This is a genomic window from Veillonella sp. oral taxon 780 str. F0422, from assembly GCF_000221605.1.
In the GTDB taxonomy this organism is placed as follows: domain Bacteria; phylum Bacillota; class Negativicutes; order Veillonellales; family Veillonellaceae; genus F0422.
In genome coordinates this window covers 144,780-164,309 of the sequence record NZ_AFUJ01000023.1, presented here as the reverse complement: position 1 = coordinate 164,309, position 19,530 = coordinate 144,780, and the positions used below count along the sequence as shown (strand labels likewise).

Genomic DNA, 19,530 nt, shown 5'->3' with positions numbered 1-19,530 from the left:
ATGAATACCATCGGAATTATTGCAGAATATAATCCCTTTCATAAAGGGCATGCACACCAACTAGAAGGGTTACGACAAAAGTATCCAGAAACAACCTTGCTCGTTGTGATGAGTGGCGACTTTGTGCAACGAGGGACACCTGCCATATTTTCTAAATTTCACCGCGCCCAATGGGCTGTTATGGGTGGTGCTGATATTGTGTTTGAGTTGCCGTCTATGTTCGCCGTTAGTTCTGCAGAATATTTTGCATCCGGTGGTGTCAGATTATTACATGCCTTAGGGTGTGACGCTATCTCATTTGGTGCCAGCCATACACAAGTAGAGGAACTTGTATCCATCGCCAAAGCTCTCGATCATCCTAGCACGCAAGAATCGTTGGGTACTCTTTTAGGGCAAGGGTACTCTTATGGCACAGCTCTTCGTAAAGCAGTGCAGCCATTTCATTCCGCAAGCCCCTCATATCATACCGATGATTTCCTAGACGAAAACACATCCCATAGCACGCTTTCACTAACAAAACAGCCCTCCTCAAAGAGCAAGACCGTAGCAAACATACCTCCATTGGACACTGACCCTAATACTATCTTAGCCATTGAATACATACGCGCCTTACATCGCTATCACATCGAGCTAGACATCATTCCCGTGAAACGAACTAGTTCCCATCACAATCCAACCTTAGATGATTCGTTACCATCTGGTACGGCCTTACGAAGTGCTATATATGCTTCGAAACAAACTGCTTCTAATCCGTTGGAATCCCATAACACGCAACAGGCAACAAGTACTACTTGTTCACCTTGTACGCCATCAGAAATCGATAGGGCTATCTCCTTAGGTGAATTGGCAATCAATGGGACTACCTCGTTAAGCAAAACTAGTCCCCAGTGGCATCACTACTTACCCCCTATGGTTGCCCCTCTTGCGATGGACGTCGTAGAGTCCAACTATTACGCTACCTTAGATCGCTATTATGACATGATTCACCTTACTAGCCGTATCATGACCAAAGAAGAATTGCAACTCCTACATGATATGAGCGATGGCTTAGAAGACGCATGGCTCACGGCTAATGCCCTCTCTTCTTGGGAACAAGCCCGTGAAAGTTTAAAATCAAAACGTTATACCTATGCTCGTCTCGATCGTATCGCTACCTACAGCCTATTCCGTCGCACCAAAGAGATATTCCAAAAGTGCCACCAACAAGGACCTACCTATGGACGACTGCTCGCTTTCAACGACCGAGGTCGCCACTATCTGAAAGAGAAACGAGCATCCATACCAGTCGTGCAAAAATGGGCTCCTTTCTGTCAGCAAGCAACGGGGATTACCAAGGTACTATGTGAACAAGATCAACTAGCAAGTCGACTGTGGAGACTTGCCGTAGACAACCCACGCTATCGCGACAGCCATTACGATTACACCACTAGTACTATCTATGTCCAACAAGGAGAGGAATGATCCAAACTATCTCCTTAATCATTGAATGTAAATCAAATTAACCGTCCTTATTTACATAACGTTCATAGGAAAATTGGGTTCTATAATATATACCTTGGGGGACAGCACCCGCCATCCCCCCAAGGTATATTTTTTATGCATAAAAATAGGTATATCATTCAGTTTACTTTACAATAATTAATTTAGGTACAGAGGTAAGTCCATCATTTAGTAAGTGTCAGAAGATTGGCAAGCACAATCAACGCAGATTCCGATGCAACTCTTGTGATAAACTTTCAACGAAAAGAACTCCTTCATCAGAAGGTATTTACAGATGAGTAAAGCTGTCATCGCTACGATGATGCACAAGTTACAAGGAACTCATCGTTATACGGATATTGCCAATGAGGTCAATGTATCGGTTACCACTGTCATTCGCACGTCAACTAAGACAGTTAACTTCGGAATCCCACCTCATTTACCAACAACTCTTGCCATTGATGAGTTTAGAGGAAATGCTGGCGGACATAAATTCCATATCATCGTCACAAATCCAAAAGGTAGACGAGTACTAGATATCTTACCTGAAAGAAGTGAGATAGCTTTATTTAGTCATTTTACCAAATTTAGCTTTCAAGAACGTTCCAAGGTGCGTTATCTAGTCATGGACATGTCGGAGTTTTTCCGATCCAAGATGAGAAAGCTATTTTCCAATGTTACTATTATTGCCGATCGATTCCACTTAGTACGAACAGCTATTGAGAGTACATTATCTAACTTCCTGTCTCTTGTAAGAGTTGCAAATCTTAGCGAATTTAATAACCTTCTACGATCGTTTAGTAGTTGGTATGACGAAGCATTTAACGCCTTCCTATTGCCATACTCTAATGGATTTACAGAGGGCTGTAACAACAAGACCAAGGTACTAAAACGGAATAGCTATGGTGTCCGTCATTTCGGTCGATTTAGAGCTAGATTACTCATGATTTTACCTAATATCTACAGTAATCCTGATACACCTGCATCTGTCGCTTCATAGCTTGTTAATAACCACTTCATTATATTGTGTAAATTTTCCCCATAAAAAAGAAACATAAGTGGGGCTACCTGTGTTATATCTAAAATTAGGTATATCTCATGTATCTCACTTATGTTTCTTACCATTCCATTATATTCACATTTTTATACAGTTCTTATCTGAAAGAACCTGAATAAATTAATTGCTGTACCCAAAACTTGAAAAAGAACCTTAAAATTCCAGCAAAAATGTGTCTGTAAAATTATAAATAATCATAATTAGTATACCAGCAATTGTTGGAACAAACATTTTTACTATCAAAGGTAAAAGTGGTTCACTTAAAATCTTTTGCCTTCTCAATTCTTTTTAATCTTTTTGATTTCATATCAGCAACCTTTGACCTCGCCGGTATTACCATCTACTTGTATGATATCGCCATCTTTGAATTTTGTAGTTGCAAAGCCAACTCCAAGAACTGCCGGTATATTATATTCTCTTGCAACAATTGCAGCATGGCTTAAAGCAGAACCTGTATCTGCCACAACAGCACTTGCCAGCTTAAATAATGGAGTCCACTCAGGATCTGTAAGATGACAAACTAATATATCTCCTTTTTTCATTTTATAAAATTCTTTGGGACTATTTATTAGGCACACCTTTCCAACTGCAATACCAGTGCTTCCGCTTACTCCTTTTAAGACATCACCATTTGTTTTAAAAATCAATAACTTTGAAGCTTCCCATACTTTCACTGCTAAAGGAAATTTTTCGTTTCTCCTATTTATTTTTTCCTTATCTGATTCATTTAAATTACCTCTGTTAATTGCTTTAAGTAATTCTTCATGAAATAAATTAGCCACTCCTATTTCTATGTTTTCATCACCCAAGAGTATAAAGTTAATTCTTTTAACACACTTTCTGACATAATAAAATAGTGTTTCCCACAAATATTGACTTTCTTCACGAACCACATGAAAATATCTAAAATATTTTATCTGTTTTTCTATATACTGATACTTTTTGCCATAGATTCCCTCTATATTCTCCATAAGCTTAGAAAAATCCTTTATATCTTTACTTTCATTACTATTTTCATTTAATATAGGTTGTAATATATTTGTCAGCCTATCAGGATCTTCGAGAAATGTTTTTGCAGATAAACAATAACAGTTATAATCAGATTTAAAGCCATTATCTTTCATAAACTCATCTGTTATATTCTTAAAATCATTATACTTTTTATATAATTCCTTAAAATTATCTCCGGAAATTATTGCTCTTCTTAAAGCTTCATTTTTTCTTATCTCACAAGCCATTGTATAGACATCATTTGTAATCACCGATGTTTTATTATCTAAGTCCCAATAAAAATCAAACGATGAATAATTGCTATTTACTTTTTTTATTATTTTGGTAAATTTCTTGCTATTTAATACTGATGGAAATAAGGCATACTTAAATCTATCATAAGCAAGCTTTTGCAAAAGAGCATAACTTTCTTCTAAAAAATTTCCACAATCAGTTAATGTCATATTTTCAAAATTTAAGTGTTTGATTTCTTCTATTTTAGTTTCATATACATTCATAAAATCTTTGCACTTCTTATAACAGAACTCAAAATCTTTCATGTTCTTTAAGATATTAAAAAATTTGAAAATATTCTTTCCAATTCGCTTTCCTTCATCAGAAAAAGTTTGTATACCATCATCATCTATAATTGGATTTCTTGGTAAAATAATCCCACCTTCTGATAAAATATTTACTTTCTGATCATTGATTGCCATCAAATAATCGAATTCAAGAACTCTATGTGCAAAAGGCATTTTTTCTAAAAAGAATGACATTACTTCTCGTGTATCCTTTTTGATTTTTTTGCCCTTTATATACTTCTCTATTAAATCATTGCCAATTATATCATTTTCAGAATTTTTTAATGTGGTAATCGCTCTCGCCTGTAAAATATATACAATATCATTTTTGATTGCCCATTCAATATCCATAGGCATACGATAATGTTTTTCAATCTTTAAACCACACTTCATAAGTTCAAGTAGTTCTCTATCATTTAATACACGAGTTTTTCTTTTATCAGAGCTTACTGCTACCTCAACAGTTTCCTTATCCCCATATATAATCTGTGTTTCCTTACTTCCAATATTTACTTGGGCTATTTTCCCTAATTTATCAATAATGTAGCTATCAGCTGTAACTCTTCCGCTTACAACGCTTTCTCCTAATCCAAAGCTTGCATTTATTTGCATTTCATTTTCTTTTTTGTTTACTGGATTTACGGTAAATAAAATTCCTGATTTTTCACTCTCTATCATTTCTTGAATAACAACTGCAATAGAAACTGAAGTTTGATCATAATCTTGATGAAATCTATAACTTACAGCTCTATTTCCCCAAAGCGAAGCATAACAATTACGCACTGCATTCAATACACTTTCAATACCTTGAACATTTAAATAAGTTTCTTGTTGCCCTGCAAAACTGGCATCTGGCAAATCTTCTGCCGTTGCTGAAGAACGCACTGCAACTCTTATATTATTTCCAAGATTAAAATATTTTTCTCTTATTGCATTCTCTAACCTTTTAGGAAATTTTCCAGACTTTATTTTTCTTCTAAAACGCTCAGATTCATTTAGAAGTTTTCTTTCATCATCTACTGATTTTTTTATTCCATTTTCAATGAGAATATCAATCCCATTTACTTTTAAAAAATCTCTATATGCGTCTGCTGTTATAACAAATCCACTTGGAACATTTATTTTAGCAGAAGTCATTTCTCCAAGATTAGCACCCTTACCTCCAGCAACTAATACATCTTCCTTTTTTATCTCATTAAAATTCAGAATCATTACTATCACCTTCATTTATGCAATTAAATTTCTATATATTTAAAAACAATGCTTTGTATATAAATATTAAGCACTTCTTCAAAGGTATCTTTATTGAAATGGAAATAATTTGAACATATAACGAAGCTGCCAACAAAGGCATTTGATAAGCCTTGCTTATCTACGCTTTTTACTACATTATTTTTGTACCAATAATCTATTAACCTATCCAAAAAATCACCATATAGATTTTCTACTCTATTCACTTTCTTTGAATCTTGATTTGCAAATATTCTAAATGCCTCTTGATAAATTGGCTGGGTTTTAATTTTCTCAGTCATATCTATCGAATACTTATAAATTACCTCTGAAAGGAACTTTTTAGGATTCGTGAGTGAATTCGAAAATTCTCTTTCAATGTTTCCCAATTTTTGTATTGACCTATATGCCATTAAATCGATGATAAGAGATTCTTTGTCTTTCCAAAAATTATAGAAACTTCCTTGTGCTATCCCTACTCTTTTTGTCAATTCCGAAATACTAAGTGATTTTGTACCTTTATCATGAAATAAATCAAGAGCAGTTTCCATAATACTTTCTTTGATTTTTATCTTTTCTTCTTCTGTAAATGCCTTTGCCATTTTTAACCTCTAAACTTCTCAAACCAATCTGTGAATTTTTTATTTTTTATTCATTGATATTATAACACCCACAAATTCAAAAGCCAATGAATATTTTATTTTATATTCATTGACCTTGGATATATTATTTAGTTAAAAAACTCTGCATTTTACACATAAGTGGGGCTACTTTGTTATATCTAAAATTAGGTATATCTCATGTATCTCACTTATGTTTCTTACCATTCCATTATATTCATATTTTTATACAGTTCTTATCTGAAAGAAACCGAATAGATTAACTGCTGTCCCCAAAATTGGTATAGATATACAAAAAGTCCCCTGTACTAAATGCATCATTGCACTCAGTACAAGGGACTTTTTTATTACAACCATTCTGGAGGATCTACGATCATCTTACCACCTTCAATATCAATGGTTAATACCACTGTTTTCAAAGCTGGTAATAATAAATCTGGCTCCCCCTCTTTAGCGACTACATACACATCGTTTGCACCAGGTTGTAGTACTTCTTTTACAATGCCTAAATCATTACCTTCTGTATCTTCTACGACAAGGCCTTCGATTTCAAAGATATAATATCTATCTTCTGGCAATTCCACCAAATCTTTTCTTGGCACTTTGATTTCTTGCTTACCTAAACGCTCCACAGCTGTGCGATCAGGTAACTCTTTAAAAGTAGCCAAGATAAACTGTTTATGAAATTTTGCAGATGTAATATGGTATAGTTGACCATTGATGTAGCATTCATCCATTTTCATAAACCGCTCAGGAAAATCTGTTCTCGGTAATATACGAACATCGCCCCGCACACCGTGCGGAGCGACGATCACACCGATGGTAATCAGTTCTTGTGTATCCATTATTGACGGAATGCCACAACTTTGCCATCTTCTAGCAAAATTTCAGATCCCATAAGAGCATCTAAATTATCACCGATTTTCACAGTAATAGTTTGCTCCATTTGACCTTGGGCAATTTCAGAACCAATTTCAAGCTTTTCTGCTTCTTTCAAACGCTCTGCTACTTGAGCTTTGAAAGCTACGCGTTGTTGCTTTTCTTCCTCGATTTGTTGACGCAATTGGATTAAACCTTGTGCATCAATTTTTGCTTGTTCACTTAACAAACGTTTAGCTTGGAATTCGATTTGTTGTAAATCTTGATCTACCATATCCATTTGTTGTTGTAAATCAGCAATAATTTTGTTTTTTAAAGTGTCCGTAACCTTAGACTTAATTGCCACGGGTACGCGTAATGTCATTTCTTCCATGTTACCACCCTTTTAGACAATATCAACGGATATCTTCTTGTTCTCTTTAATAGCCGCTGCTTTAGCCACAGCGCGAATCGCTTTCGCAATCTTACCTTGCTTTCCAATTACTTTACCCATATCATCAGGAGCGACACGGATTTCATAGACTTCCACTTGATCGCGAACTTCCATAGTAACAGAAACGGCTTCAGGTTGCTTAACTAATGATTGAACAATTAATGTAATTAATTCTTGCATCACAGTACGCCTCTCTATTAATTATTTTTTAGCGTCAGCAAATTTTTGCATAACACCATGTTTTTTGAACAAGGAGCGAACAGTATCAGTAGGTTGTGCACCTTTACCCAACCATTCTAATGCTTTCTCTTCGTCAATATTAACGATTGCTGGGTTTTTAGTAGCATCGTATTGACCTACTGTATCAACTGGACGACCTTCGCGTGGAGCGCGGGAGTCAGCAACAACGATACGATAGAAAGGAGCTTTTTTAGCACCTAAACGAGTTAAACGGATTTTTAACATTCTTCTTTCACCTCCTTAAATAGAATATTATCCCATGAACGGTAATTTAGGGAACATCCCCTTCTTACCTTTGCTCATAGACTGCATCTGCTTCATAAACTTACGAGCATCCTCGAACTGTTTAATCAGTTGATTTACTCGCTGCACTGTAGTGCCAGATCCTGCCGCAATACGTTTGCGCCGAGATCCATTCAATATATTAGGATTCGTACGTTCTGCCATCGTCATAGATTTGATGATAGCTTCAATTTGACGCACTTCTTTATTATCTAAATCAAAACCTGCTAATTGGTCCTTCAATTTCCCCATACCTGGTAACATGCCTAAGATATTTTGCAAAGGTCCCAATTTGCGTATTTGGTTCATTTGCGCTAAGAAATCATCTAAAGTAAAGCTATTTTTGGCCATTTTCTCAGCCATTTTTTTCGCTTCTTCTTCATCGATAGAACTTTGCACATTTTCAATCAATGTTTTGAAATCGCCTAAATCAAGAATACGAGATGCCATACGATCTGGATGGAATACTTCTAAACCATCCATTTTTTCGCTAGTACCGGTAAACTTAATTGGCGTACCTGTGACAGCTTTAATGGAAAGTGCTGCACCACCACGGGCATCGCCATCCATTTTCGTTAGAATGACACCATCAAGGCCTAGGTAATTATTAAATGCTTCGGCTGTGCCTACTGCATCTTGCCCAATCATGGCATCCACCACTAGCAAGATTTCATGCGGTTTTACTTCACCCTTGATATTAGCTAGTTCATCCATCAAGGTTTCATCAATGGCTAAGCGACCTGCTGTATCGATGATAACAATGTCTTTGAATAAGCGTTTTGCCTCTTCAATACCCGCTTTAGCAATCTCCACAGGATTCGCACCTGGCGTTTCATTTGCAAATACAGGAACATCGATTTGAGCGCCCACTACTTGCAATTGCTTAATCGCTGCTGGACGATACACATCGGCTGCTACTAGCATTGGATTCTTACCTTGTTTACGAAGATGTACAGACAACTTACCAGCCGTAGTCGTTTTACCTGCCCCTTGTAAACCTACCAACATAATGATTGTGGGAGGTTTCGGAGAAATCATAATACGACTTTCAGTGCCACCTAATAACTCGGTTAATTCGTCATTCACAATTTTAATGACCGTTTGCGCTGGGTTCAAGGAACCAAACACTTCCTCACCCAAGGCTTTATCCTTGATACGGGCAATGAAATCTTTCGCTACTCCAAAGTTTACGTCAGCTTCTAACAAAGCAAACCGAACTTGTCGTAACGCTAGGTTAACATCTTCTTCAGAAATTTTACCTTTTCCTTTTAAGGATGCAAAGGCTTCTTGTAATTTATGTGTTAAATTTTCAAAAGCCATACTAGCCCTCCAATTGTGTTAATAATGATTGAATCGATTCAGATGTAATGGTAGCAGATACTAGCTCTTCTCTAATCTGTTTCACAATCTTTCGCCGTAGTAAATATTGTTCAATGAGGTGCAACTTTTGTTCATACCCCTCCATACTAGCTTTTGCTCGTTCAATATTATCATGAACAGCTTGCCTAGAGATATGCATTTCTTCTGCAATTTCACCTAGTGACATATCATCTTCATGATGTAAGGCATAACACTCTCGTTGTCGCTCCGTCAGCAAAGATCCATAAAAATCTAACAACAAACTAATTGTCATTCGTTCTTCCATGGTCCCTCCTTCTAAGCGTTTTGAAAGTATAATCTGTCAAGCAAAAAATATTTACACCCTATATTACCAATATTTACCTAACTTGTCAATAGTTGTAAAGTGAATTGCCTTTACACACAAAATAATCTATACCACAACATCTTATATTTTGTATTGCATCGCGTCTTATGGTAACTCATTTTTTATATTCTGTTTCCAATTTTCCAGCATACATGTTTCACCTATTCCTCAACAGGTACTGTAATTTTAGATAAATAGTCTTCACGTTTTGTCTCTGTCCAATAATTCCGTACTGGTTCTATATATACGGAACCTGCAATTTGTAATCCCTCATAAGATAAATAACTACTTACTTTATCGTACATCCACTGAGCCTGTTCTTCATAAAGACCCGTATAAAACATTTCTAGATACATCCCTCTAGGACGAGTAACAATCTCCATGTCTCCTTCATAATCAAATCCTACATCTGTACAATAATGGCTGTACTTGATGATATCTCCCTGTTCATAGTCTTCTCCATCGATAGCCATACCAATTTGAATAGCTTTAAAAGGCACTTCCTCTATAAGCCTAGCTTGATGTTCTAATAAAGTAAACAACTTTTTCTTTCCTTTTTCTGTTGCATCATAAGGAGTTAGTGCATAGAAAGATTCTTCTTTCATACCAAAGAACAATCGATTTTTAGGTATTTTTAAATATCGTTCTAAGTTAAATAAGGTTCTCTCTAAATTCATTTTATTTGTATATAAATCATTAATCTCCCGATCAAAGCCATAGCGTGCATCTTCTAATAAGGTTTTCAACATATGCGGACCTCGATGTTCCACATAATCTTGAATATCTTTCAAGGATAGATTTAGTTTTTTAGGGTCAAAATAATCTCTAATCGATAGCACTCTTCTAATGTGTAATAACGGTATCCATTATCTTCAATTTTTGCTGGCAGAAATAGTCCTAATTTTTCATAGTATAAGATCGTTTGTTTTGATATGCCATAAATTTTCGACACATCTCCAATCGTCATATAAATATTTCGCATAGATACTATCCTTTCTACTGTATTTCTAACAGGTATTTAGATTTTCTAATAGGTTACTACATTTAACACGTTTAACACGTTTAACACATTTAATACATCTAACCCCTGTAATGCCTTTTATACTCATATTGCTTATAATACATTTACAATATTTGCAATCTCTGTATTATCTGTAATTTTTTTAACACTTCTTTTATTTCATTTCCTGTAATATATAAGTGTTTTAGCAAAACTAAACTACAGGCATATAGTTTTAACTACACCTATACTATAGCATAACTATGGGCTTTTTAATATATTGAGTTTCTTTCATATATTTTTATCTATTATTAAATTAATTCTCATAAAAAAGTCTAGTCCAAAACCTTTCAAGTTCTATAAACCTTATACTATCAATGGTTAATAAAAGATATGAAAAATTTTAAAAATAATTCTTTTTATTTGTTGACTCCACCACAACCATATACTTTATTATAATAACAGAGGACAGGTACTAGATGTACAGGAGTTCTCAATGAGCAAGTTAATAAGTATAAACTATATTGTAAAAGGAGGCTATCCCTATGGCATGTGGACACAAAGGTCGCGAATTTTACGCGAACGATCCAGAAAAATTAGCACGCTACGATATGGCAATGCGTCATATTGAAGCAGCTCGTGAAGAAGGTCAATCTTCCGAGGAAATCCATGCTATGTTCAACCGCATTATGAGCGGCAACACAGCTGGTAAATGTAAGCACAAAAAAGGTTGATTCAAATACGTACGCCCATACTATTAGAATATACCCCAACCTTTGAGTGAAATAGATAGGACGATGTCCGAAACAAAACCCCAACTCTTCTTCCCTTGAGTTGGGGTTCTATTTTTGTGTTAAAACTATTACCGACCACGCTTATATACATAATTCCAGCATTTTGTATAATATCCACAAAAAGGACTATAGCAAATCGTACCTACTTCGTATTTGTTATAGTCCTTTTCTATTGTATGACATACGGTGAATGTTCATGTAAGTCCTATTACATAGATATTACAATAAAGTTATGAACTTCTCCGGATCATCATATAGGCTGATGATTACACTTTTGCACGTTTTAACCGCAATGCATTACTTACCACAGTAACAGAGCTAAATGCCATGGCGGTTCCGGCAATGATAGGGCTCAAATACCCTATGGCTGCCAATGGAATACCAATGCAGTTAAAGATCAATGCCCAGAATAAATTTTGTTTAATATTTGTCATCGTTTTACGACTAATCGTCACGGCTTGTACTAAGGTGCGCAAATCATTTCGCACTAATACGATATCCGCCGCCTCAATGGCTACGTCCGTACCATGACCGATACCAAATCCAATATCTGCTAGCGCTAAAGCTGGCGCATCATTGATACCATCTCCCACCATGCCAACGGATTTTCCTTGACTTTGTAATGTGGCGATGGTATTTGCTTTATCTTGTGGCAGTACTTCCGCTACTACGTGAGTAATTCCTGCTTGGGCAGCTATATAGTTCGCTGTGCGCGCATTGTCTCCTGTGACCATCCACACATCGATGCCTTGCTCTTGTAAAGCCTTTACAACCTCAGGAGTTTCTGGCCGCAATGTATCTGCTACAGCCCAAATACCGTGTACTGTGCCGTCTACTAACAAGACGGATACAGAATTGCCTTGTTCTTCCAGACTGTGGATCTCCGCTTGCCATGGCGTGATATCAACACCTAGTTCTTGCATCCAGCGAGTATGACCAACCCGAATCAATTTATCCGCTATACGTCCTTCCAATCCTTTTCCTGGAATATCTTGGAAGTCTTTCACGATCATTTGTGGCACGCCTTTGCTAGCACCGTATTTAGCAATGGCTTGTGCAATAGGGTGGGTAGAACCTTTTTCAAGATTCACTGTGAAAGCTAAGTTATACATTTCATCACCCGCTGTATATATCACTTTCGTAACAGATAGCTTTCCTTCCGTTAAAGTCCCAGTTTTATCCATGATAATCGCATTGATATGACCTGCTTTTTCTAAAAATTCTGCGCTTTTAATAAGCACACCATGTTCTGCCCCAAGGCCTGAACCTACCATGATAGATGTAGGTGTCGCCAAGCCCAAGGCGCACGGGCAGGCAATTACAAGCACAGCTGTGCCATATAATAAAGCTTCTCCTACCGTAGATCCTAATACAAAATACCAAATAATCATGGTAAGAATGGCAATACCGATGACTACCGGCACAAAATAGGATGCTACCACATCCGCGATACGCTGAATGCTCGCTTTAGATGCTTGCGCTTGTTCCACTACTTTGATGATTTGGGATAACATAGTTTCCTCCCCAATAGCAGTGGCTTTCATAATAAATGTACCCGACATGTTAACTGTAGCGCCTATGACTTGACTAGACTGACCTTTTTCTACAGGTACGCTTTCACCTGTCAACATAGCCTCATCCACTGTGGAATGACCTTCTAAAATAATTCCATCTACTGGCACTTTTTCGCCGGCCCGCACTTGGATCTTGTCACCTAGGACAATCTCCTTCGTAGGAATGTCCATCCACTCCCCATTGCGTTCCACATGGGCCACGCTAGGTTGTAATGCCACTAATTTTTGAATGGCCTCAGACGTACGACCCTTAGCAATATCTTCTAATAGTTTGCCCAATAATATAAAAGTAATTAACCATGCCGAAGTTTCAAAATATACATCGTGATTCCCCACTGCCATTTGGTAAATGCTAAACCCATAGGCTACGGAAGTTCCCAATGCGACTAGCACATCCATGGTAAGTGTACCACTACGAATGGCTGCAAAAGCGCTAGTGTAAAAAATCCAGCCCGCCCCAAATTGAGCAATCGTAGCTAACACCAATTCAACCTCATGCGATAACATAGGCCAATGCCATAAATAGTGCCCCATCATGGACACCATCATCGGAACAGCCATGAGAGCTGCCACGCCTAAGCGGATATATTGCCCTTTATGAGATGGTTTTTCTACCTTCATATCCGCATCAGTAGCAATATGTGCTTCAAATCCAATTTTTTCAATGGCAGCGATGACTTCTGTAGCACCAATCGTGCTATCATCTGTATACGCTACCGTTCCTTTATTGGTGAGCAAGTTGACTTTTACATCAGCCACACCTTCTAACTTACTGACCACTTTTTCTACACGCCCTACACAAGCTGCGCAGTGCATGCCGATAATAGAAAATTCTTCTTTACGCATGATTCCTCCTAATGATATATGGTTCTATATGAAAGATATTTAAATTTCTCAATATAAATATATTAACATATATCCAACCTATTTCATAGTACATGGACTATACAAATCTCGCAGTATATGGCTTACACCGATTTAATAGCTATCGATTGTCTAACCCACCGTGTTTACACAAACTATTGTATCCTGTCCGTATTACGCTGTCCGATTATACAGATCTAACACTCTATATTTCGTATATCAACAGTGTTCCACTAACTTATGTTATACTATAGATACACAAGGATTGTAAACTAATATTTATTATTCATATACAGGAGTTTCTATGTCAGATATCCCCCAATCTTATATCACTATAGCCAATGAGTTTAGAACTGAATATATTATCGAAAAGTCACGTTTCATTTCTACTATCGCTCCTGTTACTACTGAAGGAGAAGCACAAACATTTATCCAACGTATATCCAAAGAATTTTGGGATGCTACTCACAACTGCACCGCCTATGCTATCGGCCCTCGCCAAGAACAACAGCGTTCCTCTGACAATGGAGAGCCCTCAGGGACGGCAGGAAAGCCGATGCTAGAAGTATTAAAAAAACAGGCATTACAAATGTAGCTGTCGTGGTTACTCGTTATTTCGGAGGTATTAAGTTAGGTGCAGGAGGACTCATTCGTGCGTACTCTCATAGTGCAGCTAAGGCTGTCCAAGAAGGTCCTAAACTACTTATTGCACCTCGCCAAATTGTGACTATCTCCGTAGATTATTCTAACTTTGGAGCCATAGAGCGCCAACTACAAACTCAAGGGCTTCACTATACAGCATCGTTTACAGATCTAGTATCTATTGAAATCTATGTAGAACCAGAAGCTGTGACCTCCTTAGAAGCTGATTTGACGAATCTAACTGGTGGTAACTTAACTTGGCAATTACAAGAAGTTCGTATGGTAGAATTGCCCTATACCGCAAATATATCTGAAGAGTAAGGGTTACATCTCACATATACACGATTGCTAATCATCAAATAAGGCTTCTGACTTAAACCTTTTAACTAAAGGATACTCAGTTTCTAACATAAGCAACAAAAAACCACGGTGTCTTCCTTCACCGTGGTTTTTTGTGCTTCTTGTTGGAGTCCTCTATATAAAGGGAAAGTACGCTAAATTAATGGCTGCAGCATTCTGCTACAAACACTTCTACAACTTCTTCATCTTGTAATTCAGAAGTCCAAGGATGTGGCCAGCCTTTAATGCTATTATCTTTACATTGACTTGCTTCACATGCTTCTAAACGATGTTTTTTAAATTTTCTATCCATGCTGTTACTAAACTCATATTAGTTACTTCCTTCCTTGTCATAACACTCTACTCTTCCAGTTAAGTGTACTCTTATTGCATGTCTGTAGTATACAAGAGTCCAAAACATTTGTGAAATGACAGATAGTTATTATCTCATAAACTATTTTTTATAACACTTTTTATAGTATTTTTATTAAATCAAATTTAATGATAACTAACAAGCATATTAGATATAACTTTTTGACGTTTATTTGACGATTTTTGATAAAATAAAAACAAAAAGCACACATGTATAACATATGTGCTCTTGTCCTGTGGCGGAGGATTAGGGATTCGAACCCTAGCGCCGGTAACCCGACCTAACGATTTAGCAAACCGTCCTCTTCAGCCTCTTGAGTAATCCTCCATGATACTTACTAAGAATACCATAGAAAGATTCAATTTGTCAATTCTTTTTTAAAGTTCATAGCCAACTTCTACAACTTCTACTTCTCCAGAATTTGGATGCATCATTAATCCATGAACTGCCACATCTTTGGGTATCAACGGATTCATTCGAAGCATGCTCACCGTTTCTTGTACATTATCTACTGGGTGAGAAAATCCATCGGCCCAATGCTCTAATTCGTGACGCACCATTTGAATCGCCTCAGGTGCTACACCACGCGACAACATGGCTGTAGTCAAACTTTCAGAAGTAGTTTTCGCCATACCACACTCATAATGACCGATCACAAAAATTTCAGATACTCCTAGCTCATAGATGCAAACTAACAAACTACGTACCACGCTATCAAACATACCTGAAATGGAGTTACCCGCCGATTTAATCACCTTTGCATGACCCCGTTCAATGCCGAGAGCCTGCTCCATAAAGTTTACTAATCTCGTATCCATACACGTCAAAATCGCAATTTCACGAGTTGGCACCTTACTTACTGTTGGTGGCTCATCCCCATGTTCTTTGGTCGTACTGTCTAGAAATTCTCGATTATGTCGTAATATTTCATTTAATAAATTCATCAGTCACCTCACATAAAATTATCGAATTCGTTTTTTATAATGTTGTGAATTACCTTGCTGTTTCCAACCTACACGATCACCAATAGACATCACTCGACGAGTTAAACACTCTTTACATTGGTCTGCATTATCATCCACACATGGCTTATTATCATATAATAAATACTTCGCACGATGCTCTGGTACTGTAATGATAGGCATTAAGATATTCGCTCCAGCCGCCAATCCTTTTTCACGACCTAGTTTGTCTAAAGCTTGCAATGCTGTGGTAGCTGCAATATTAACATCTTTTAAGAATAGGCGTGTTAAGGCAATCATTTTTAATCCTAACTGCACCCGCTCTAGTTTACCCTCTTGTGAGTCTACGCCTAATTCCAAAGCACGTTGCCCTAGAGGAGTATCATGGTGTACCACATACGGTCCCATACCAATCATATCGATATCCATATCACGATAGAATAAAATGTCGTTGACAAGATCATCTAGTGTTTGTCCAGGTAAACCAATCATAACACCGGTACCGACTTGAAATCCTACCTTGCGCAAAGACTTCAAGCAATTCACACGTGTCTCAAAGGAGTGTAAGGCATCCTTTGGATGGATCATCTCAAATAAGTCTTTGTTCGTTGTTTCAATGCGAAGAAGGTAGCGATCCGCACCTGCTTCACGCATACGTCGGTATGCTTCTTCCGATTGCTCCCCTACACACATGGTGATGCCTAGCTCATTGTTGCTTAACTGTTTAATATCTCGAATTAAATCCACCACATAATCTACAAAGGCATCATCCGTGCGTTCTCCTGACTGTAATGTTAAAGAGCCATAATCATGATCGTAAGCCCATTGTGCCATTTTTAATACATCATCACGAGACATATCAAATCGTTCTGTCTTGCTGTTTTCATGACGGATACCACAATATAAACAGTTTTTGATACAACGATTGGAAAACTCAATGAGTCCACGGTAATAGGCTACCTTATCTACATAAGCAGCTTTTACTTCATAGGCTTTTTTATATATTTTTTGTAATTCTCCCTCATCCGTAATGGTCATGAGAAATCGTAACTCCTCCTCCGTTAACCACTCGTCTCCGACAAGGTCTTTTTGTAAAATACTATCTACTGTCATAATTCCTCTATTAGAACACATGTAATACTTATAATTCCTTACGATAGGCAATGGTAATTGACCCATCTATAGCTGTAGGCAATGGATCCAATACAAATCCTTTTAATTCTTTTGGTAACTGTGAAAGTTCTGTCACTTGATGTTCACAGATATAATGTGCCAATGAACCACGCATCTGTTTTGACGATGTACTAAGCTGCTTCCACACACCATTACGATGCTCTAAAAATTCTATGGTTACCATCTTAGGATGGTTAATCCATTTAGAATATTCCTTAGATGCCAAATTGATTATCCAATCTTCCTCACCTACAGCGGCATCCACTAAAGATTGCCACCACGCATATAGATTTGTTTTTTCCTCTTTCAATACAGGATCAATTAAATCCAGCCGATACCCTTTGATACCACTATTAGGGGCTACTAAGCCATACAAGGCAGACCCTATCCATACATGGGTATTAGCGAATGCTTTTCCTTCCTCTGAAAGTCCATCATAATCAAAATTTTTGAAAGATAGCCCGTTATAGCTAAGCGCTGCCATACCTTCTACTTCTTTGTCATAATTTTGATAAAAATCATATACTTCATCTAAGACTGTATCTTTTATTTTTAAAGCTTTTCCCAGTACTTCTTTTGATGCACCTTGCATGTGTTTCACAATATGTTCCGTCATATGCGGTGCAAACACAGGTCCACTAGGAGTGCCTTTTATATCTTTTGTTTTACTAGGGGATATAATTAGTTTCATAATCTCCTCTATTCTATTTATATCTAAACTCTACCTAGATATTATATCATATATCGAAAGTTATTAATATAAAAAGACGGGCACAATACCCGTCTTTTTATTAACACGCAAGTTAATATCTTTTGCAAATTTTTATTCAAGCATTTCATGACAATGTTTACATTTTGTAGCAACTTTAAGTACTGTTTCTCCACAATATGGGCAAGACTTATATTTATCTGGCTCTGCCTTAACCTTATCAGAAGACATCATAATGGCATGTATTAATGCAACTATCCATAACAATATTCCATAGATAGCAAACGCACTAAATGAACGTCCTTTTCTGTGAGCAATATTTGCAGGAATCAGCATAAGTATAGAAGAAACTATATAAAAAGCAAAAATAAAGCCAATCATTTTATGACGATATGGCCCCATAAATAAATCATCTGTAGTAAATCCTGTTACTATAAAAGCAACGATAAACCAAAATATATTCAAAACTATAATCATCGTATTGTTCTCCTTCCTGTTCATACCTTACTTCCCAACCATTTATAATCATTATAACACAAAACCCCTCGAACACAAGTGTTCAAGGGGTTTTTGACTAGCAAATCAATTATTTCAATTCGATTGTTGCGCCAGCTTCTTCTAATTTAGCTTTTAAAGCTTCAGCGTCAGCAGCAGCTACGCCTTCTTTAACAGCAGCAGGAGCGCCGTCAACGATAGCTTTAGCTTCTTTCAAGCCTAAACCAGTAGCTTCACGTACAACTTTGATTACGTTGATTTTGGAAGCACCAGCGTCTTTAAGAATTACGTCGAATTCGGATTTAGCGTCAGCACCGCCAGCAGCAGCACCAGCAGCAGCTACAGCTACAGGAGCAGCAGCAGTTACGCCGAATTTGTCTTCGATTGCTTTTACAAGATCATTAAGTTCTAAAATAGTTGCAGTTTCTAATTCAGCAACGATGTTTTCGATGTTCAATGCCATGATTGATATCCTCCATTTTTGATATATGTTTTCTTAGTTAATTGTGTTGCTATTATGCAACAGTTTCGTCTTTTGCTTCCGCAACAGCTTTTACTGCGTAAGCTACATTGCGAACTGGAGCTTGAAGCACGGAAAGAAGCATGGAAAGCATACCTTCGCGGTTCGGCAAGTTTGCAATTTCTTGTACTTTTGCAGCGTCAAGAACTTCACCTTCCACAATACCAGCTTTAACAGTTAAAGCTTCAGTTTTTGTGTCTTTAATGAAGTTTTCAAGAATACGAGCTGGAGCTACAGCGTCTGTGCTAGAAGTTGCTAATGCAGTAGGACCTTCTAAATGCTCAGAGAAAGCTTCGTAACCTAATTCGTTAGCAGCGATGCGAGTCAAAGTATTTTTGATTACTTTGTATTCTACACCTTCAGCCAAGAATTTACGACGAAGATCTGTTACTTGAGCAACAGTCAAACCGCTATAACCAACTAATACAGCACCTTTCGCTTCAGAAAGAGTTTCTTTCATTTGAGCTACAACTGCTTGTTTTTGTTGAGTGACAGCCATTAGAATACCTCCTTGTAGATTTTTGGTGATTTTCTATGTACTATCTTAGCGTAAAAACGACCTCAACGAAGACGTTGAGGTCGAGAACCA

22 protein-coding genes, 1 tRNA gene and 1 pseudogene are annotated in these 19,530 nt (G+C 37.1%); 5 read left to right on the top strand and 19 right to left on the bottom strand.

Annotated features, from left to right (window positions below):
- Positions 1–1,461 (top strand): nucleotidyltransferase family protein, encoded by a 1,461-nt coding sequence (locus tag HMPREF9200_RS08050; protein ID WP_009353353.1) that lies wholly within the window; start codon positions 1–3, stop codon positions 1,459–1,461.
- Positions 1,462–1,774: 313 nt separating this feature from the next.
- Entirely contained in the window at positions 1,775–2,479 is a 705-nt protein-coding gene (locus HMPREF9200_RS08045) for an ISL3 family transposase (protein WP_009353340.1), read from the top strand.
- 365 nt (positions 2,480–2,844) lie between these two features.
- On the opposite strand, the gene HMPREF9200_RS03410 is transcribed toward HMPREF9200_RS08045, so the two are convergent.
- The 10 genes from HMPREF9200_RS03410 to HMPREF9200_RS03365 all read right to left on the bottom strand — a co-directional run bounded on the left by HMPREF9200_RS03410 (position 2,845) and on the right by HMPREF9200_RS03365 (position 10,478).
- Positions 2,845–5,319, bottom strand: coding sequence for a PEP/pyruvate-binding domain-containing protein (locus HMPREF9200_RS03410; protein ID WP_009353444.1), 2,475 nt, complete (start codon positions 5,317–5,319; stop codon positions 2,845–2,847).
- A 23-nt stretch (positions 5,320–5,342) separates the two neighbouring features.
- The gene (locus tag HMPREF9200_RS03405) at positions 5,343–5,939 is read right to left on the bottom strand and encodes a TetR/AcrR family transcriptional regulator (RefSeq protein ID WP_009353333.1); all 597 of its coding nucleotides are present in this window, start codon (positions 5,937–5,939) and stop codon (positions 5,343–5,345) included.
- Positions 5,940–6,304: 365 nt separating this feature from the next.
- Positions 6,305–6,802: a ribosome maturation factor RimM gene (gene rimM, locus HMPREF9200_RS03400; RefSeq protein WP_009353349.1), complete on the bottom strand. Its 498-nt coding sequence runs from the start codon at positions 6,800–6,802 to the stop codon at positions 6,305–6,307.
- Positions 6,802–7,209 carry a YlqD family protein gene (locus tag HMPREF9200_RS03395; protein ID WP_009353329.1) on the bottom strand — a complete coding sequence of 136 codons (408 nt, stop codon included), beginning with the start codon at positions 7,207–7,209 and terminating at the stop codon, positions 6,802–6,804. Before HMPREF9200_RS03395 ends, rimM begins: the two co-directional genes overlap by 1 nt.
- Before the next feature lie 12 nt (positions 7,210–7,221).
- Entirely contained in the window at positions 7,222–7,449 is a 228-nt protein-coding gene (locus tag HMPREF9200_RS03390; protein WP_009353402.1) for a KH domain-containing protein, read from the bottom strand.
- A 21-nt stretch (positions 7,450–7,470) separates the two neighbouring features.
- Positions 7,471–7,734: a 30S ribosomal protein S16 gene (gene rpsP / locus HMPREF9200_RS03385; RefSeq protein WP_009353289.1), complete on the bottom strand. Its 264-nt coding sequence runs from the start codon at positions 7,732–7,734 to the stop codon at positions 7,471–7,473.
- A gap of 27 nt (positions 7,735–7,761) precedes the next feature.
- The gene (gene ffh / locus HMPREF9200_RS03380; RefSeq protein WP_009353265.1) at positions 7,762–9,111 is read right to left on the bottom strand and encodes a signal recognition particle protein; all 1,350 of its coding nucleotides are present in this window, start codon (positions 9,109–9,111) and stop codon (positions 7,762–7,764) included.
- 1 nt (position 9,112) lies between these two features.
- Entirely contained in the window at positions 9,113–9,436 is a 324-nt protein-coding gene (gene ylxM, locus HMPREF9200_RS03375) for a YlxM family DNA-binding protein (RefSeq protein WP_009353321.1), read from the bottom strand.
- A 221-nt stretch (positions 9,437–9,657) separates the two neighbouring features.
- Entirely contained in the window at positions 9,658–10,335 is a 678-nt protein-coding gene (locus tag HMPREF9200_RS03370; protein WP_141558186.1) for a hypothetical protein, read from the bottom strand.
- Entirely contained in the window at positions 10,296–10,478 is a 183-nt protein-coding gene (locus HMPREF9200_RS03365) for a MerR family transcriptional regulator (RefSeq protein WP_009353278.1), read from the bottom strand. The genes HMPREF9200_RS03370 and HMPREF9200_RS03365 overlap by 40 nt, the downstream gene beginning before the upstream one ends.
- Positions 10,479–11,041: 563 nt before the next feature.
- On the opposite strand from HMPREF9200_RS03365, the gene HMPREF9200_RS03360 reads away from it, so the two are divergent.
- Complete coding sequence (locus HMPREF9200_RS03360) at positions 11,042–11,230, top strand: hypothetical protein (protein WP_009353434.1); 189 nt, start codon at positions 11,042–11,044, stop codon at positions 11,228–11,230.
- 326 nt (positions 11,231–11,556) lie between these two features.
- On the opposite strand, the gene HMPREF9200_RS03355 is transcribed toward HMPREF9200_RS03360, so the two are convergent.
- Positions 11,557–13,710, bottom strand: coding sequence for a cation-translocating P-type ATPase (locus HMPREF9200_RS03355; protein WP_009353412.1), 2,154 nt, complete (start codon positions 13,708–13,710; stop codon positions 11,557–11,559).
- A gap of 322 nt (positions 13,711–14,032) precedes the next feature.
- On the opposite strand from HMPREF9200_RS03355, the pseudogene HMPREF9200_RS09200 reads away from it, so the two are divergent.
- Positions 14,033–14,352: pseudogene (locus tag HMPREF9200_RS09200) on the top strand (YigZ family protein); the annotation flags it as partial.
- Positions 14,329–14,691, top strand: a complete 363-nt coding sequence (locus HMPREF9200_RS09195) for a YigZ family protein (protein ID WP_009353290.1) — start codon at positions 14,329–14,331, stop codon at positions 14,689–14,691. The pseudogene HMPREF9200_RS09200 and the gene HMPREF9200_RS09195, both read left to right, overlap by 24 nt.
- 178 nt (positions 14,692–14,869) lie before the next feature.
- Here the strand turns inward: HMPREF9200_RS09195 and HMPREF9200_RS08685 are convergent, their stop codons facing one another.
- The 8 genes from HMPREF9200_RS08685 to rplJ form a co-directional block, all read right to left on the bottom strand.
- Positions 14,870–15,022, bottom strand: coding sequence for a hypothetical protein (locus HMPREF9200_RS08685; RefSeq protein ID WP_009353308.1), 153 nt, complete (start codon positions 15,020–15,022; stop codon positions 14,870–14,872).
- A gap of 296 nt (positions 15,023–15,318) precedes the next feature.
- Positions 15,319–15,409: transfer RNA gene (locus HMPREF9200_RS03345), tRNA-Ser, on the bottom strand.
- Positions 15,410–15,459: 50 nt separating this feature from the next.
- The gene (locus HMPREF9200_RS03340; protein ID WP_009353427.1) at positions 15,460–16,026 is read right to left on the bottom strand and encodes a carbonic anhydrase; all 567 of its coding nucleotides are present in this window, start codon (positions 16,024–16,026) and stop codon (positions 15,460–15,462) included.
- An 18-nt stretch (positions 16,027–16,044) separates the two neighbouring features.
- Positions 16,045–17,157 carry a [FeFe] hydrogenase H-cluster radical SAM maturase HydE gene (gene hydE / locus HMPREF9200_RS03335; protein WP_038144549.1) on the bottom strand — a complete coding sequence of 371 codons (1,113 nt, stop codon included), beginning with the start codon at positions 17,155–17,157 and terminating at the stop codon, positions 16,045–16,047.
- Positions 17,158–17,185: 28 nt separating this feature from the next.
- Positions 17,186–17,908, bottom strand: a complete 723-nt coding sequence (locus HMPREF9200_RS03330) for a YaaA family protein (RefSeq protein ID WP_009353344.1) — start codon at positions 17,906–17,908, stop codon at positions 17,186–17,188.
- Between the two features lie 132 nt (positions 17,909–18,040).
- The gene (locus HMPREF9200_RS08850) at positions 18,041–18,403 is read right to left on the bottom strand and encodes a hypothetical protein (protein ID WP_009353429.1); all 363 of its coding nucleotides are present in this window, start codon (positions 18,401–18,403) and stop codon (positions 18,041–18,043) included.
- 109 nt (positions 18,404–18,512) lie between these two features.
- A complete protein-coding gene (rplL, locus tag HMPREF9200_RS03320; RefSeq protein ID WP_009353354.1) occupies positions 18,513–18,884 on the bottom strand; it encodes a 50S ribosomal protein L7/L12 in 372 nt (123 codons plus the stop codon).
- Between the two features lie 52 nt (positions 18,885–18,936).
- The gene (gene rplJ, locus HMPREF9200_RS03315) at positions 18,937–19,440 is read right to left on the bottom strand and encodes a 50S ribosomal protein L10 (RefSeq protein ID WP_009353339.1); all 504 of its coding nucleotides are present in this window, start codon (positions 19,438–19,440) and stop codon (positions 18,937–18,939) included.
- Positions 19,441–19,530: the final 90 nt, after the last annotated feature.